The sequence below is a fragment of the Clostridium sp. KNHs205 genome, assembly GCF_000702945.1.
Classification (GTDB): Bacteria; Bacillota; Clostridia; order Lachnospirales; family Lachnospiraceae; genus Anaerocolumna.
This window is the reverse complement of sequence record NZ_JNLE01000003.1, coordinates 1,354,439-1,371,270: the sequence shown is the minus strand read 5'-3', so window position 1 is coordinate 1,371,270 and position 16,832 is coordinate 1,354,439. Positions and strand designations below refer to the sequence as shown.

12 protein-coding genes and 1 riboswitch are annotated in these 16,832 nt (G+C 40.0%); of the genes, 1 reads left to right on the top strand and 11 read right to left on the bottom strand.

Annotated features, from left to right (window positions below; translation table 11 throughout):
* Positions 1-72: 72 nt before the first annotated feature.
* The 6 genes from BR73_RS0105980 to BR73_RS0105950 form a co-directional block, all read right to left on the bottom strand.
* Complete coding sequence (locus BR73_RS0105980) at positions 73-1,533, bottom strand: flotillin family protein (protein ID WP_033164787.1); 1,461 nt, start codon at positions 1,531-1,533, stop codon at positions 73-75.
* 123 nt (positions 1,534-1,656) lie between these two features.
* Positions 1,657-2,196 carry a hypothetical protein gene (locus BR73_RS0105975; protein WP_033164786.1) on the bottom strand — a complete coding sequence of 180 codons (540 nt, stop codon included), beginning with the start codon at positions 2,194-2,196 and terminating at the stop codon, positions 1,657-1,659.
* Between the two features lie 570 nt (positions 2,197-2,766).
* Positions 2,767-4,326, bottom strand: coding sequence for a bifunctional phosphoribosylaminoimidazolecarboxamide formyltransferase/IMP cyclohydrolase (gene purH, locus BR73_RS0105970; RefSeq protein WP_033164785.1), 1,560 nt, complete (start codon positions 4,324-4,326; stop codon positions 2,767-2,769).
* A 217-nt stretch (positions 4,327-4,543) separates the two neighbouring features.
* A riboswitch (ZMP/ZTP riboswitch) is annotated at positions 4,544-4,626 on the bottom strand.
* A 440-nt stretch (positions 4,627-5,066) separates the two neighbouring features.
* Positions 5,067-8,369 (bottom strand): Ig-like domain-containing protein, encoded by a 3,303-nt coding sequence (locus BR73_RS29305; RefSeq protein ID WP_081848547.1) that lies wholly within the window; start codon positions 8,367-8,369, stop codon positions 5,067-5,069.
* Between the two features lie 720 nt (positions 8,370-9,089).
* Positions 9,090-9,776, bottom strand: a complete 687-nt coding sequence (locus BR73_RS0105955; protein ID WP_033164784.1) for a DinB family protein — start codon at positions 9,774-9,776, stop codon at positions 9,090-9,092.
* A gap of 11 nt (positions 9,777-9,787) precedes the next feature.
* Positions 9,788-10,636 (bottom strand): competence protein CoiA family protein, encoded by an 849-nt coding sequence (locus BR73_RS0105950; protein ID WP_033164783.1) that lies wholly within the window; start codon positions 10,634-10,636, stop codon positions 9,788-9,790.
* Positions 10,637-10,919: 283 nt separating this feature from the next.
* On the opposite strand from BR73_RS0105950, the gene BR73_RS0105945 reads away from it, so the two are divergent.
* Positions 10,920-11,576 (top strand): TIGR01906 family membrane protein, encoded by a 657-nt coding sequence (locus tag BR73_RS0105945; RefSeq protein ID WP_033164782.1) that lies wholly within the window; start codon positions 10,920-10,922, stop codon positions 11,574-11,576.
* On the opposite strand, the gene BR73_RS0105940 is transcribed toward BR73_RS0105945, so the two are convergent.
* The 5 genes from BR73_RS0105940 to pstA all read right to left on the bottom strand — a co-directional run bounded on the left by BR73_RS0105940 (position 11,511) and on the right by pstA (position 16,817).
* Complete coding sequence (locus BR73_RS0105940) at positions 11,511-13,271, bottom strand: ATP-binding protein (protein WP_051685001.1); 1,761 nt, start codon at positions 13,269-13,271, stop codon at positions 11,511-11,513. The genes BR73_RS0105945 and BR73_RS0105940 overlap by 66 nt on opposite strands.
* A gap of 18 nt (positions 13,272-13,289) precedes the next feature.
* Positions 13,290-13,994, bottom strand: coding sequence for a response regulator transcription factor (locus BR73_RS0105935; RefSeq protein WP_347463207.1), 705 nt, complete (start codon positions 13,992-13,994; stop codon positions 13,290-13,292).
* An 87-nt stretch (positions 13,995-14,081) separates the two neighbouring features.
* Positions 14,082-14,729, bottom strand: a complete 648-nt coding sequence (gene phoU, locus BR73_RS0105930; protein WP_033164780.1) for a phosphate signaling complex protein PhoU — start codon at positions 14,727-14,729, stop codon at positions 14,082-14,084.
* Positions 14,730-14,867: 138 nt separating this feature from the next.
* Entirely contained in the window at positions 14,868-15,647 is a 780-nt protein-coding gene (pstB, locus tag BR73_RS0105925; RefSeq protein WP_197032620.1) for a phosphate ABC transporter ATP-binding protein PstB, read from the bottom strand.
* A 12-nt stretch (positions 15,648-15,659) separates the two neighbouring features.
* On the bottom strand, positions 15,660-16,817 hold the full coding sequence (gene pstA / locus BR73_RS0105920) for a phosphate ABC transporter permease PstA (RefSeq protein WP_033164778.1): 1,158 nt from the start codon (positions 16,815-16,817) through the stop codon (positions 15,660-15,662).
* Positions 16,818-16,832: the final 15 nt, after the last annotated feature.

Here is a 16,832-nt window from a genome sequence, read left to right as displayed (position 1 = left end):
AAAAGCCATAAAAAGGCACCGTAAACATTTAATATTAAATGTCTACGGTGCCTGAATTTATGACCTTACAATTTATACTTCCTTATAATCTGAGGAATCCTGTTCTTCTTTATCCTGGCTGTACAACTCCTCTTTCTTTTCCTTTGAGAGATTCTTCTTAATAGAGTCTGTCAGGTTAATTCCAGTGATTGCTTCAATGGTCTCAGGAATCTGAGTTATGATATCTGTTACATAACCGGATACCTTAGAAGCTCCTGAGCCTTCTCCGTTCTTACCGCTGTCTATAATAACAATTTTCTCAGTCTTAGTAAGAGGTTCTGAAATAGAGGCAGCAATTTCAGGTAATTTCTCAATGATCATCTGTGTTACCGCAGCATCGTTATACTGCTTGTAAGCTTCGGCTTTCTTAACCATGGTCTGAGCTTCGGCAGTACCTTTTGCAAGGATAGAGGCAGCTTCTGCTTCACCGGTAATTCTGATTGCTTCCGCTTCTGCTTCTGCCTTAACCTTTATTGCCATACTGGCTGCTTCTGCTTCTTTTAATTCAGAATATTTCTTAGCATCCGCTTCTTTACTGATACGGTAAATATCGGCATCCGCTTCTTTGTTAACTGTGGCAAGTAATTCCTTTTCACGTCTGATAGCTTCTTTTTCCTGAATTTCAGCTTCTTTTTCCTTCTTGGTAAGCTCTACCAGCATGGCAGTTTCAGTAACTTCCTTATCCACTTTATTTTTCTGGATGGCATAAGCAGCATCCGCTTTCGCTTTTACTGTCTCCTGCTCCTGACGATAGCCCTGTATCTTTAATTCCTTTTCTTTATTCGCTTCCGCCACCTGGGTTTCTGCGAGAATCTTTGCTTCTTCTCCCAGTCTCTCTGCTTCTGCTACCTTGACCTTGGTTTCTTTTAAGGCTTCTGCTTCTGCGATTGCAGCATTTTTCTTTACTTCCGCAATACGAGGTTTACCAAGTGCCTCCAGATAGCCATTCTTATCGGAGATATCACGAATGGTAAAGGCTTTCAGTTCAAGTCCCATACTGGCAAGACCCATGGCTGCAACTTCCTGAACCTGTGAAGCAAACTTTTCTCTGTCTTTATAGATCTCTTCAACGGTCATCTTGGAGATAATTTCTCTTAGCTTACCTTCTAATACATCCTTGCCTGTGTCTTTTATTACTTCTATGGTCTGCTGTTCTCTGCCTGTATTAAACTGCTCAATGGCATTTAGAATGCTTTCTTTATCGCTTTTTACCTTAACAACAGCAACACCATCAGCACGGATATCAACACCCTGCTCCGTTCTTGCTCCTTCTGTACGAATTTCGATTTTCATATTTTCCAATGAAATCTTATCGGCACGTTCCAGTAAAGGGATAACAAAACCACCACCACCGGAGATTACCCTTTTCTTAAGACCTGTTACAACTACTGCCTTATCCTGTGGCACTCTCTTCCACATGGTTGTAACCAGCAGGATAACCAGAATAACAGCTCCTACAATACTTCCTGCAATAATAATAGCTTGTAATGGCATACTTTCTTCCTCCTATTAACACGTACTCCCATAGCATATAAGTTGATAGCCTTGTATAAAGGGCATTCCTATTACCATGGTTTCCAAATTTATATCAGATACGAATAGGTTTAACCTTATGTATCAGATATTCTCTGTGGATGTAACATAAAATACATATTCTTCAATCCAGCAGATGGCAACACTTCCTCCTGCTTTAATCTCTCCGCCGTTAATGGTCCTAGCGGGTGAGGTATAACTGTTTCCGTTTATTATATATCTTATCTCTCCAAAGCCATTCTCCATTATAGTCTCCGAAACAGTGGCCGGCAGCCCAACAAGATCCTGTACATCCGGTGTACTGGTATTCTGGGCTTTCTTAAGGGGTGTTATGATGAAATGCTGTATGGTGAAACATACTGCAAAACCGGTAACTGCAGAAATGAACAACATTAATATCCAGAACAAGTCTGGAACCTTCTCCCACAGAATCCATCCCATACCGCCAAATACTGCTGAAAACAAAACGAAAACAATCGGACTAAAGGGAAGTACAATGGAACTTCCTCCAAAATCCAGGTCAAAGCCGTCAATCCCAACAATATCAAAGAGGCTTCCCAAAAGAACTGATATAATTATCAATGCAATACCTGCAAAAAAACAAACCTGAAATAGCAATAGCATCTTAACACCTCCTGTGTGGAGTTTTTTATTTCTTCACGCTTAAGTTGATTTCTGTGTCTTTAACCTGTGTAATATAATCATATTCCATCCCGATTAATTCCATATTACACAAATATTAAAATTGGATTAGAATTTAATCCCTCCTGTGCGTCTGAAAACTGCCTGTGCGGGGCTGAATGCTCAGAACGGTGCAGTGAGTTTTAAGACACACCCTAATATCTATTGTACTAAGGATAGAACTCATTGTCAATTTTAACCACGGAATTAGTAAATGTTTACTGGTTATTCTCTAATTGTTACAATAACAGCTGAAATATTAGATAGAAATCACTCATTTATCTGAATAGAAGGTTGTTGAGGCTTAAACTATGATACCGATTGGAGCTCTTTCTGGTCATAGGATTTTTACTGTGACAATAGTGTGAATCTTTATTTTACAAGGCAGCTGCAGCTTTCTACCTGTTCTTTTATAACAGGAGTTTATTTATTCCATAAAAAAACCTCTCCGGCAACAGTTTCTGAGAAACTGTGCCGGGGAAGTCTTTATGGTGGGATTAAATCAGATTTATTTTAGTGCTTGAAATGCCTCATACCAGTAAATACCATAGTTATTCCATATTCATTGCATTTCTTTATGGAATCTTCATCACGGATGGAACCGCCTGGCTGGATAATTGCTGTAATTCCACCTGCATGTGCTGCCTCTACACAGTCATCAAAAGGAAAGAAAGCGTCAGAGGCAAGTACAGAGCCCGCAGCTGCCTCTTCACTTATAAGCTCTTTGCTATGTTCAATACTCTGTCTGGCTGCCCATATACGATTTACCTGTCCGGGTCCGATTCCGATGGACTGCTTATCTTTTGCCAGTGCAATACCATTGGATTTTACAAACTTCACCACCTTCATGGCAAAGAGCATATCCTCAAGCTCCTTCTCCGTCGGTTTTCTGTCAGTAACAACTTTTAACTCTTCTTCTAACAGAAGTTTGCTGTCTATAGTCTGTACAATAAGTCCGCCGTTTACCTTTTTTAAATCATAAGCATTTTCATCCTGGGGTATTTCTATATCCTCCAATTTCAGAACTCTTACATTTTTCTTGGCCTTTAAGATTTCAAGTGCTTCTTCTTCATAATCAGGTGCAACTATTACTTCCAGGAATATCTTACTCATCTCACCAGCCATATAGGAGGTAACTGTACGGTTACATACCAAGATTCCGCCGAAAATGGATACCTTATCTGCCTGATATGCTTTATCCCAGGCTTTATCAATATTCTCAGCACTTCCTACCCCACAGGGATTACCATGCTTGCAGGCAACTACTGTCGGTTCTGTAAATTCCTTTAACAGCTCCAGGGCACCATTGGTGTCATTAATGTTGTTAAAGGAGAGTTCCTTGCCATTTAACTGCAGGGCATCTGCCAGAGAGCCTTTTCTTTTACCGATTTCACGATAAAAAGCTGCCTTCTGGTGAGGATTTTCACCATATCTCATATCCTGAACCTTCTCATAGGTAAGGGTAAGGGTTTCCGGAAGTTCCGTATCTTTTCTTTCCTTCTTCAGATAATCTGCAATCATTGTGTCATAATTAGAGGTATGCATAAATACCTTCTGCATCAGGTAGAACTTGGTCTCCAGGCTTACCTGTCCCGCTTCTTTGAGTTCTGAGAGCACTTTGTTGTAATCGGAAGGGTCCGTAACCACTGCCACATCCTGATAATTCTTGGCAGCACTGCGCAGCATGGTGGGACCGCCGATATCAATATTTTCTACAGCTTCTTCTCTGGTTACACCGTCTTTTAATATAGTCGCCTTAAAGGGATAGAGATTAACAATTACAAAGTCTATTGGCTTAATTTGAAGTTCCTCTAACTGTCTCATATGTTCTTCCTTGCTTCTCATAGCAAGCAGTCCGGCATGGATAGCCGGATGAAGGGTCTTTACTCTTCCATCCAGGCACTCAGGAAATCCGGTAACCTCCGATACTTCAACAGCATCAATTCCTTCCTCTTTCAGTTTCTTATAGGTTCCTCCGGTAGACAGAATCTCAACGCCTAAACCTTCCAGCTCCTTTGCCAATTCCACTATTCCAGTTTTGTCAGATACGCTGATCAATGCTCTCATTTTCATTCTCCTTTTCCTGTATTATTGACACTTAGGGTATTTTTTACTACGTGTATGATAACCTTATAATTTTCTGCTCCACAATTATTATTCCAGTAAAGAGATATAGATTTATTCTAGTTGTTTAATCTGAAGCTTCAAAAGCTAACGTCAACATATTTAATCCCTAAGACAACAAAAAACCGCCCGGGTAACCCGAGCTTCTGTATAGGTACAGAGCTACCAGGGCTGCCCAGGCGGTCGGCATATTATATTTTTGTACTCCCTATGGGTGAACTCCCATTTCCGCCAGTCATACAAAATCTAATATAAGTCTACAACATTTTGAGAGCTGTGACAAGTGTCATTTGATATATTCTGTTTTTTAATTTATTTCTGCTTTTCGATTTATTTTGCTTTTCGATTTATTTTGCTTTTCGATTTTATTTTGCTTTTCAATTAATTTTGTTTTTCAATTTATTCAGCTTTCCTTCCGGTTTAGACTATGGGACTTACATTTGTAAATTACCCGTTATGATACTTCCGGCATACCCTCTTATTCTTATATCTTCCTACCCTTTCCCTGTGTTATAATTGGAAGAATAACAGAATAGAGAGCATGCCTATTCAAATATTGCTGTAAAAAAACATGTTAATCTATTATTTGACTATTTATTGGCTTGACTATATATTGGCTTGATTATTTAAATAATCAATTTTATTATTATCAATAAAGTTAATTCTGCTGGTTCAATTTCATTATTTTCTTAATTATGTCCCATTACCTTAACATCCCACAGAGAATATCCATAAGGAAGTGCTCTTTCAATTCCCTGGAATTTGACGTATTTTGCATTAACTGCAGAGAAATTCAGGGTCTCAATACCACCGCTGCCGTTAGACTGCTTATAGATACTGGAATAACTGCTGCCATTGGTTGATACCAGTATCTCATACTGCTTTCCGTTAGCAGCCTCCCAGTTAAGCACCAACTGGCTGATGTTATAGGTTCCTCCAAGGTCAATGACGAACCATGCATTATCTGCGAAATTAGAGGACCATCTTGTAGTAGTATTATTATCTGTCAGATTGCCTTCACCAAAGCCGGCTCCTTCTGATCCGGAAGAAGTTACAGTCTTTCCGGCGGCTGCGTCCGTATTGGTGCCCGGATTACCGGAGCCACCATCCTCCGGTGTTCCTTGTGTTACTCCGTGTATATAAGTAAGGGTCTGTGTATCCAGCGCACCATTTCCCGGGTTATAGGTAAAGAAATATTCTATCACATCTCCCTGTTTGACCGGATTCACGGTGTAGGTGAAGTTGCCGTTTCCACTTCCGCTCATAGCCACATTTATCTGACCGCCATTATTGATTTTATAATGTAAGTCTGCAAAGGTTGCTCCGTTAACATAGAATTCTAACTTATCTCCCATTTTCTTCAACCCTTTTACACTGTCACCAATCACATATACAGTAGAGGCTGCCTTTACGGTAACCTGACAGCTTGCAGTTTTACTGCCATCTGCCGTTTTAACGGTAATCGTGGTCGTACCTGCAGCAACAGCTGTTATTTTACCGTTCTGATCGACTGCAGCAATACTGGTGTTGGCACTGGACCAGGTTACCTGTTTATTGGTTGCATTTGAGGGACTTATCGTTGCATTGAGAGTAGCAGTTCCGCCAACTGTCAGTTCGGTTTGTGAAGCACTTAAAACCACTCCTGTTACTGGTACCGTCTGATTTCCTCCTGCATTTACCGTTATAAGGCAGGCAGCTGTATAGCCTCCATCATTTGTTGTTGCTGTAATAGTTGTTGTACCGTTTGAAACAGCAGTTACCTGACCGGCACTGACTGTAGCTACTGATGGATTGGAGGAAGTCCAGGTTACATTTTTATTGGTTGCATTGCCAGGTGTAATGGTTCTGTTGATCTGGACTGTTTCACCGATGGCTGATAAAGCTGCAGTCTGTTTATCCAGTGTAATTCCTGTTACTGGTACATTACTTGGATTTTCACCGTTTGTATCTTTATAGACTCTTACATAATCCACCTGCATGCTTGCCGGAATATCTCCCGGATTCGGTGATACACCACCATCGAACCATCCGCCTACCGCAAGATTCATAATAATATAGAACTCCTGGTCAAAGGGAGCATTGTTATTGGAAGGTGCCCCATTGGAGTACCACTGGTCATTGGTGGCTTTAAAGAAGCATTTACCGTCTACATACCATTTAATATTATCTTCTTCCCATACGGCACTGTATACATGATAATCAGAATCTATTGTCTGTCCGTTAGGGAAGGAATAATCACCGCCAATATAAGTATTCGCGGGCCATTGTCCGCCAAAGTGAATGGCACCGCTTGAAGCGCCCGGCAGACGTCCTCTTGCTTCCATTACGTCTATTTCACCGGAAGCAGCCCAGGTACCATAGGTATCGTCATTGGGCAGCATCCAGAGTGCAGGCCATAATCCATTTCCTCTGGGAAGCTTCGCACGGAAATCAATTCTTCCGTATTTAAAGGTAAAGTTATCTTTTGTTGTAATCTTTCCGGAGGAATAAGGTGCTACACGATTTGGATCCTGCGGAAAGGTCTTAGGATCTTCTAACGCTGTTATCGTTAATTTACCATTGCTTACTGAAATGTTTCTTTCACTGGTGGTGTAATGCTCCAGTTCGTTATTTCCCCAGCCCCAGGTACCGGGGTCATCATTGATATAATAGCCTGTGTTATAATTCCAGACACTGGTATCCAGAGAGGTTCCACTGAATTCATCATTCCATACCAGATTCATTCCGGTAATCTCTGTATTTTCAGGTGTTCCAAGTTCTATATCACCAAGGTCTGATACATCCGGTCTTGGTGCGTCAGGGTTACCGATAAAGGTGTAGTATACATAATTAGTTCCAATGCTTCCGCCTTTTTGTCCATTGAGAGGATATCCGATTCTTATCTCCATATTTACCTGAATTGGCTGGAACCACAGACCATAGATGTGGTCTACCCAATATCCCCATTGGTTCTTATCGGATAAAGTATTATAGCCATTTCCGGAATAGCTGAAGCTACTCTTACTAAAATCACTCAATTCAACCCAGACACCATTCGCTTTTATCTCATAAACAAACTTATCAAGTTCTGAACTGACCGGTGCACCTCCATCAATTTTAGGTAAGGGAATGCCGATTGCTCCGGTTTCACCGGCCGTATAAGTGGTCCCGTCATAAGCGGTAATATTATAATTATTTCTTACGGGCTGATTGTAGGTAATCGTGTATATTAAAGCTGCTTTAGAAGTTTTTGATTCCAGTTTAACATTGATGGATTCTGTAACAGTAAACCAATAACCGCCACCTCCGTCCGTAAACTGTCCGAAATTCTTGTCATAGATCCATCCGCTGGCCGCATTATTATCAATGTCTATCCAGGTACTGCTTGCCACAGGCTTCACAAATACCTTCAGATCCTCCGCTACAGCAGCATAAGTGATAGATGCATCTCCATTAAAGACTGGATATGTAAAGCCTGCTCCTCCTGTGACTCCTGCTGTAATATTAGGTCCCTGGGTTGCAGCCATGGAGGTAATTGTAGTTTTAGGTAAGTTCGTAAATACCAGCGTATAATCCAAGGTAACGCCTGTGGTTTTAGAGGCTAACCTTAGATATGTAGTCTCTGATACGATGAACCAATATCCGTTAAAACCGCTGTCACTCCAATTTCCCCAGTTAACATTGTAAGTGAAACCTGTGTTATCAATATTAACCCAGCTGCCATTAACCTTTACGTTAACCGTTAAATCACTGGCAACATCTGCCCAAGTAGCTGCGCCACCGTTAAATATAGGCATTACGAATCCATAGCTTGCCTGTCCTACACCCGATTTGGTGATAACCGGACCGTCTGCTGCTGAAAAATAAGACATGGATGTAATAGCTGTAGCCGCCTGAACCTGAGTTCTTCCGCCAAAGGGGGTAACCATACTGCAAAGAACCAGTATCATTACCATCATAAGGCCAAGCACTCGTCTGTTTAAGACTTTTCCCTTTTGCTTCGTTTGCTTCATTCATAGCTCCCATCTGCGTGCTATAGCACGCGCGTTAATCAGGGGAGTGAAAGATTCTTCTCTCACTCTTTCCTCCTCTTCAATCTGGTTAACAGTTACCTTAAGTCTATAGAAATAAGCATACCGGTTTCTATACGGCTTATTTCCCCTCTCATATTGTTACTTACATTGTAATTGGCAAATTCATGTAATTAAAAGGGGGCTTTTTTTATTTTAGTGTGTATTTTTTATTTTAAGGAGTTTTTTTAGATATTTTGTATGCTATAAGAAGAAATTTAATTACTTAATTGTTGATATGTTATAATTTTAACTAAGATATCTTCTTTTGGAAATATTATATCAGACAGAATATTTCACTTTTTGCAGAGTCAGCTTAAAAAGGACAGAAGATGTACTAAGGGATACGCAGTGATACTTTGTTTCTAAATTGTCGCAATGTGCATACACTTCCCCTGCTCCTATTCCGTACGTAGTAATGCTATGTTTCTAAATTGTAAGCTATACTCCTTCAAAGCAGGACGGTTCAGATTGGTGTCATGAGTTTTCAGATTTCACTAAGAAAGATGAGATAAAAGAATAAACAAAAAGATTTTATACATGAAACAGAGGTGAATGAACAGAAATATCTTTTTAATAAAAAAAGGCCTGTTTATTTTTCAGCAGACCTTTTCTAATTTATCAGCAGAAGTTTTTCATCAGATGTTTTTCATTGGATGTTTTTCATCGGATGTTTTTCATCAGCTTCTTTTTTAATTTCATGCTGTCATTCAAATGCCCTATTTGATGTCTGGTTATAGGCATAAGCAAGATTCCTGCAACATTCTTCCTGCCCCAAAAATCAAGGAGCCACAGTGAATCGGGATGTTCGGTTACACCACCTTCTTTAAGGATTCTGGCAATTCCTTCAGGCTTAACCTTTCGCTTTAAATCCTCCGGTGTCAAACTCTCTATAATACCTCTCGTTCTGACTCCAACTGCCTTACGGTAATTTTTCAATTCTTCCATGTCTATTAAATTGCTCAAATCCAGAATCTCTTCATCCGTCATAGCGTTTCCGGTATCCGTGACAGTCACTCCAAGACGTTTAAGCCAGTCTTCATTTAAGACCTGCTCTTTCTCCTGTATCAGGATATTGGAGGTTATATCTTCAATCCTTGTTATATGCCACAAATTCCAGGCTATGGTTACGTCTTTTATTGTTGGCATGATAGTAAAGGCTTCTTTGGTCAGCCCATTCATAACTTCATCGTAATAACCAGCTTCTGGATTGTGTGATATTTCTGATGTATGCACAATCCCATGCAGGTACAGGCACAGTTCCATTGCCTCTTTGAATTTTTCTGCATTTAAAATTAATTCTTTTAACTGCGCTTGTCTTGGATTCCATTCACTGCCTACCTGAAACATAATATCCCTCCTTAGATTATTTTTCTCTCCCTGATAAAAGCTCTGTATTTTTCGGATACCAATTGTTCCTGCCCCTTAAGCATCAGCCGTATTGCATTTTCCAGCACATCTCCTCTGATACCTTCAGGCAGAGAAAGGTACTCCTCCATCTCCTGGCATTCCTTATAAAACTCCTCAGAAAGAATCCCCTGTCTGCTTAACACCAGTTCGGATACCGGTACTTCTTTTCGTATAGTAACTACTTTTCTTACCTTACCGAAATGATTGTCAAAATTCTTTTTAAGATATATTCTTTCAGAGGAGGATTCCAGAAAAGCACAATAACCCATGGATTTCTGAATAAGACTCTGATACCAGGATAGCTGCTGGTCGTTCTTGTTCACTCTTGGATTTAAGATATATACAGGAAGTATTCCCTCTGCCCGGTAATAATCATCTCTTAGATAAAATTCCTCAATGCCGGTGCTGTAAAGTCTGTATTCTACTGCCATAGAACCGCCATCTGTAAAGGTTATATAAAAGCTGGTGTACAATCCGTTTTTTAGCTTGTATCTGGTATGTATTTCCGCCTGGGGAAAGCTCCTTTTAAGAAGGTTATACAATAAGCGTTTCCCTTTAAGCGCTTCCTCCGATTCCCTGTTCCCGGAATATTCGCAGGCTGTCGTATCATAATGGGCAAAGTAAGGTTCCTTGATCAGACCTGCTGCCAGATATACCCTCGCTCCGCACTCACCACAAACCAGCTCTCCTTTCGAAGCAGCCATTTTCCACTTTTCCACCAAATCCACCCTGTAAAAGCCGGCAGCATCCTTTAGCTCGTATGCACAGATCTCTTCTTCTTTATAGAAACAGTTTTCCATACTCTCTTGTTCCTCCGAATCCCTTACCGGATAATTCTGTACAGACCAGATTCTTCCAGATTAAAACCAGTGAATCAATCAATAATAATTTTACAGCTTCTGTCTTTATAAAATTACAGCATATCAATCCATTCCATTAAATAAACAACTTCCATACCAACATACCAACATATTTTTATATTTTTCATATAGGATTTGCTTAAATTATCCACAGCGGATATAATATTTATAAGTAGTGTACCATATAAAACCTGACATATAAACAAACTGAAAGGAAGAATTTATGAAAAAATTCAAATTTTCCGATATCGGTATCGGGATATTGTTTACACTGTTCTTTATCTCTGCCGGTGTTATTCTGGCGGTTAATTTCCGCCCTCTTTATTACCTTGATATAAAATTATTAGAAATAGAAAAGACCTCCGGATTGGAGGCCTCAGTTATAAAGGAAAATTACGATGCGCTGATTGATTACAACTCTCCTTTCTTTCAGGGAGAGCTTAAATTTCCAACCCTGCCTTCATCAGCTTCCGGATTGGAGCATTTCGTCGAGGTTAAAAATATCTTTGTCAGTTTCTACGCAATATTTGCTGTTACTGCAATAGCACTGCTGCTTATACTAATATACAAGAAGAAAAAGAGGGATTACACTTACCTGCCGGTATCAAGCGTAACCATACTGGCCCTGCCGGTTATTGTGGGACTGGCCTGTGCCATAAATTTTGACAAGCTCTTTATTATCTTTCATAAGATATTTTTCCGTAATGATTACTGGCTGTTCGATCCGGCTACAGATCCAATTATCAACCTGCTGCCGGATACTTTCTTTATGCACTGCCTGTTCATCATACTGGGTATCCTGTTGCTCGGAAGCCTACTTCTGTTTCTGATTTCCCGTATTATAAGGAAGGGTGATAATAAATTCCGTTCCAACACCTAAAGTACTGTTTACCTGAATATTACCGTTATAGAGCTCAACAATATGCTTTACAATGGAAAGTCCAAGGCCGGTTCCGCCCTGTTTACGGGACCGGCCTTTGTCGACCCTGTAAAAACGTTCAAATATACGTGACAGATATTCCTTTTCAATACCGATACCGGTATCTTTTACAGAAAGAATCAAATCATTTTCCTCTTCCTTCAGGCTTACTGTTATAGTCCCTTCCTCCGTATATTTTATGGCATTGTCAAGAAGGTTAATAAGGAGCTGTTTCATTCTGTCAGGGTTACAGTAAAAAGGTTTCAGATACGGCTGAGGCTCAAAGCTAATTTGAATAGGAGAATCCTGTATCTCAGGATGAAGCAGTTCTATCACTGCATTGACGCATTCGTTCAGGTCACTGGGAACTCTTTCAAATTCTCTTTTGGATTCAATTTCCTGCAGTATAAGGATATCCTGTATCAGAGAGAACAAACGCTCTGCTTCGATATCAATAATATCAAGAAAACGATTTGCTACCGCTTCTTCTTTCATTGCACCGCTTTTCAGTGTATCTATAAAACCTCTGATAGAGGTCAGTGGAGTCTTCAATTCATGTGTTACATTGGATACGAAATCCCGCCGCATATTCTCAAGCTTCTTTAACTGGGTGATATCTTCAATAATCAGAAGTATTCCAAAAGATTTTTCACCATCCAGCCCCAGCGGTGTTCCTGTTACTCTGATATAACGCAGCCCCTGACCTGAAATGGAACCTTCTTTCATAACACTGCATTTCATTTCCTTTACTTCATCAATGGCATCAAAGACTGCAGCATTTCTGAATAAGGTAAAAAGGGACTGCCCTGAGGTTATGGATTTGCTATTGTTACAAATCTTTTCAAAAGACCTGTTATAAAAAAGGATGTCACTGCTGTCATCAATAGCTACAACACCTGCTTCCATACTGCTGAGCATTGCTTCCAATTCAGCATTCCTCTGGGTAAGGCTTGAAATATTGCTTTTCAGATTCACCGCCATAATATTAAAGGCACGGGCCAATTTCCCGACTACCGATTTATCCCTGGTATAAATCTTTATATTATAATCTCCGTCGGATATTCGTTCTGCTGCTTTGGCAACCTCATTAATAGGTTTCGTCAGCAATTTTGTAAAGATTACGGCTGCTGCCATAGCCAGACCAATACAGAGAATAACTGTTATAAACAGCGAATCTGCCAGTTTGTCATAAAGCCCCTGTAATGTAGAAAAGGGCAGAGAAATACGGATTACACCGTCAAAATTGTCAGTATGAATAGATACAGCACTATAAGAATATTCTCTCTTCATTGTCTGTGAATATCTGGTAACAGAAATACTCTCACCCTTTAGGGCACCGATGACTTCTTCCCTGGATTTATGGTTTTCCTGCTTACCATCAGTTTCAGAATCTGCCACAACATTGCCGTCCTGATCAATAATAGTGATTCTGCAGTTGTATTTTTCCTCATATTTATCTACAAAGTCTTCATAATCCTGAGCGGTGTTAAAGGTGCTTAACATAAACATATCTCCAACCATTTCAGCCTGAGTAAGATAACGTTCCTTACTCAGGCCATAAAGATAGTCAGAGGTCTCAAACCAGAATAAAATACCTGTTATTCCAAGGGCAAGTACAATGGTAATCAGATAGCTTATATAAAGTTTCTTCTGCATTCTAAACTTCACCCTCCATTACGCAAATTTATATCCCATACCTCTTACTGTTTTGATATAAACAGGATGGCTTTCATCCTTTTCTATTTTTTTACGCAGGTTACTTACATGAACATCCACCGTTCTGGTCTCTCCGATGTAATCATAACCCCATACTTTTTCTAAAAGATTGTCTCTTGTAAATACAATACCTCTGTTTTTAGCTAAGAGATACAATAATTCGAATTCTTTAAAGGAAAGCTCAATAGGTCTGCCTTCAAAGGTTACAGTCCTTCTGGAACGGTTGATTTCCATGCTGTCGATAACCAGCTTCTCTTCTCTCTCATCCTCGGTCTCTGCTACCTTTGCTATCCCTTCTGTTCTGCGCAGCACTGCCTTGATTCTGGCAAGGAGCTCATGAATACCAAAAGGTTTCACAAGATAGTCATCTGAGCCTACTTCAAGTCCTACCACCTTACTGATTTCGTCACTTTTAGCTGTAAGAAATATAACAGGTATTCTGTGATTTGTTTTGTCAGCACGTATTCTTCTAAGTACTTCTATCCCATCCATTCCCGGCAGCATCCAGTCTAAGAGCACTATGTCAACCTTTTCTGCTGCCAGAATTTCCAGGGCATGCTCTCCGGATTCTGACTTTAATACCTTATAGCCATCTCTCTCCAGGTTATAGGCCAGCAATTCCAGAATGTGTTCTTCATCATCTACTGCTAATATGGTTTTCATCATAACTCCCGTCTGTGTGCCTTGGCACACCTTTCTATCAGGAGGTTGAAGGCGTTCTTTGCTTCAACCACGCTTCTGTCTGTGTGCTTATCCGATTGCTAAATCACCTGTAACAATATAAGTAATCCATTCTGCAATATTCGTAGCATGGTCTGCCATACGTTCCAGATATTTAATAATAAAAAGGTAACAGATACACTGAGGCACCAATTCAGGCTTGCTCTGCATGGTGGCAGACAGCTCCTCTGTAATTTTCTCAAAATTATTATCTACTTCATCATCACCATCAATAACAGCCTTTGCTTTCACAAGATCTGCCTCAACAAAGCTGTCGATGGTATTGATAACCATTTTTTTCATAGCCTCAATCATAAACCCTAAGGACTTGGGAGCTTCCATCTGAGGATATTTGTTAAGCTTGATAATATACTCTGAAATATCCGCACATTGATCTGCAATACGCTCAATGTCCGTGATGATCTTCATAATAGAAGTGATTTTTCTCAAATCTGACGCCAGTGGCTGCTGCTTGGCAATAATGTTAATGCATTCTTTTTCGATCTGTTGTTCCAGCATATCGATTTCATCGTCTCTGTCTATGATCTTCTTTGCTTTCTCAATGTCCTTATCATGGAGCACATCGATCATTTCATTCATAGACTGTTCCAGTATACTGCCCATTTTTATTACATCATTGTTTAGTTCCTCCAATTGTGCAAGAAATGTCTGTCTCATTAAGTACCAGCTCCTTATCCGCCTTTTTCAGGCATTTTGATTATCCTTATCATAGCATTTTCTAAAATAATTGCAAACCTTTTTCGCTGTGATTTCTATAAATACGAAAAGGGAAAATCCCCTTGTGCTTTCCTGACATCAGCCAAATCTTCCGGTTATATAATCTTCTGTTTTTTTGTTTGAAGGTTTGTTGAAAATCTGTTCTGTATCTCCATATTCTATTACTTCTCCGGTAAGGAAGAAAGCTGTCTTATCGGATATACGTCCTGCCTGCTGCATATTGTGGGTTACGATAATAATAGAGTAATTGTTCTTTAGTTCAGAAGCCAGGTCTTCAATCTTAAGGGTTGAGATGGGATCAAGGGCAGAGGTAGGTTCATCCATCAAGATAACCTCAGGCTCAATGGCAAGTGTTCTGGCGATACAGATTCTCTGCTGCTGCCCGCCGGAGATTGCAAGGGCACTTTTCTTGAGCTTATCCTTTACCTCATCCCAGATTGCCGCCTGGCGCAGGGATTTTTCTACGATTTCATCTAATACACTCTTCTTCTTAACTCCGTGTATTCTGGGACCATATGCTACATTATCATAAATACTCATTGGAAAGGGATTTGGCTGCTGAAATACCATACCAACCCTTGATCTTAACATAATGGCATCGAAATCTTTATAGATATCCACACCGTCAAGTGTGATTTCCCCTGTAATCTTTACCCCCTCCACCAGATCATTCATGCGGTTAAGGGTTTTTAAAAAGGTAGATTTACCGCAGCCTGAAGGTCCTATAAAAGCAGTAATCTTTCCTTTTTCTATATCCATATTTATTTTCTTTAGAGCCTGAAAATTACCATAAAATAAATCCAGATCCCTTACTGTAAATTTCACTTTATCGTTCAATGCATATCCTCCTGTTTTCATTACATTAATCAGTTATCTGCTGCTCCCCGTCTTTTTAAGGAATACCTTCGTAATCATCTTTGATGCGACATTTAAAAGAACTATCAGGATCAATAATATTACTGCGATGGAACTTGCTGCAGACAAATCACCGGATTCTTTGATCAACCAGTACATTTTGGTTGTCAGGGTAGCTGCAGAGGCTTTTCCGCCTACCAGCCCTTCCGGTATCTGTGCGATCGTTCCTGCCGTAAAGATAAGAGCTGCGGATTCTCCTACAATTCTACCGATACTTAATATTACGGCAACCAGAATACCAGGCAAAGCACCAGGTAAAATGATTCTGGCAATGGTCTGAAGCTTGGTAGCTCCAAGTCCGTAAGAGCCTTCCCGGTAGGATCTGGGAATTTCTTTTAAGGCTTCTTCCGTAGTTGAGATTATAGTAGGAAGCAATAATATACTTAAGGTCAGGGAACCTGCAAGAATGGAATATTGCATTTTTAATACCTGTACGAATAAAAGCATACCAAAAAGACCGTATATAATAGAGGGGATACCTGCCAGATTCTGAATGGCAAAACGTATGCTGTTTAGAATCCTTCCGGGTTTTGCATATTCATTCAGATAAATAGCAGCACCGATACCAATTGGTCCGGAGATTACCAGGGAAAGAAGGATAATGTATATAGTAGATACCAGCATGGGTATAATACCGCCACCTGGTCTTACCACTTTAAGCCGCAGTGTTCCTTCACTGTCTTTTAGCAGCTGTACCGCATCGGTAAAGGATAAGTCCTCTGTATTATCAGACCCTATCTTGGTTATCTCATCCGTCTTTTTCAGACTGTAAGGTGAATTCTTCAGGTTTAAGGCATCTTTAACCGGTGAGTTTTTATCAATATTTACTATCACCAGATTTTTCTCGCCTTCCTTAACCGTTATGCCGAGAGAAGGGATATAACCCTCCTTTCCTGTGTCTGCTTTATCTGCCTGTAAGGCAACATTTACAAAGGTAGTCTTATCATCCCAGCTTCTGGTCAGGAAATCGAAGTTAATTCCGGGTGCGCCTTTGTAAACTATGAATCCGACAATTATTAATAAGATACTTACGGTTACGGCTGCTGCAAGATAAATTAATCCTCTTAAAATACCGTCCTGCATTTTTCTATTTTTATAATTCTTATTATTCATGCTGCTGCTCCTATG

Coding starts and splice junctions, on each gene's coding strand:
- BR73_RS0105980 (WP_033164787.1), bottom strand. CDS start 1,533: ATGCCATTACAAGCTATTATTATTGCAGGAAGTATTGTAGGAGCTGTT.
- BR73_RS0105975 (WP_033164786.1), bottom strand. CDS start 2,196: ATGCTATTGCTATTTCAGGTTTGTTTTTTTGCAGGTATTGCATTGATA.
- purH (WP_033164785.1), bottom strand. CDS start 4,326: ATGAAAATGAGAGCATTGATCAGCGTATCTGACAAAACTGGAATAGTG.
- BR73_RS29305 (WP_081848547.1), bottom strand. CDS start 8,369: ATGAAGCAAACGAAGCAAAAGGGAAAAGTCTTAAACAGACGAGTGCTT.
- BR73_RS0105955 (WP_033164784.1), bottom strand. CDS start 9,776: ATGTTTCAGGTAGGCAGTGAATGGAATCCAAGACAAGCGCAGTTAAAA.
- BR73_RS0105950 (WP_033164783.1), bottom strand. CDS start 10,636: ATGGAAAACTGTTTCTATAAAGAAGAAGAGATCTGTGCATACGAGCTA.
- BR73_RS0105945 (WP_033164782.1), top strand. CDS start 10,920: ATGAAAAAATTCAAATTTTCCGATATCGGTATCGGGATATTGTTTACA.
- BR73_RS0105940 (WP_051685001.1), bottom strand. CDS start 13,271: ATGCAGAAGAAACTTTATATAAGCTATCTGATTACCATTGTACTTGCC.
- BR73_RS0105935 (WP_347463207.1), bottom strand. CDS start 13,994: ATGAAAACCATATTAGCAGTAGATGATGAAGAACACATTCTGGAATTG.
- phoU (WP_033164780.1), bottom strand. CDS start 14,729: ATGAGACAGACATTTCTTGCACAATTGGAGGAACTAAACAATGATGTA.
- pstB (WP_197032620.1), bottom strand. CDS start 15,647: ATGAAAACAGGAGGATATGCATTGAACGATAAAGTGAAATTTACAGTA.
- pstA (WP_033164778.1), bottom strand. CDS start 16,817: ATGAATAATAAGAATTATAAAAATAGAAAAATGCAGGACGGTATTTTA.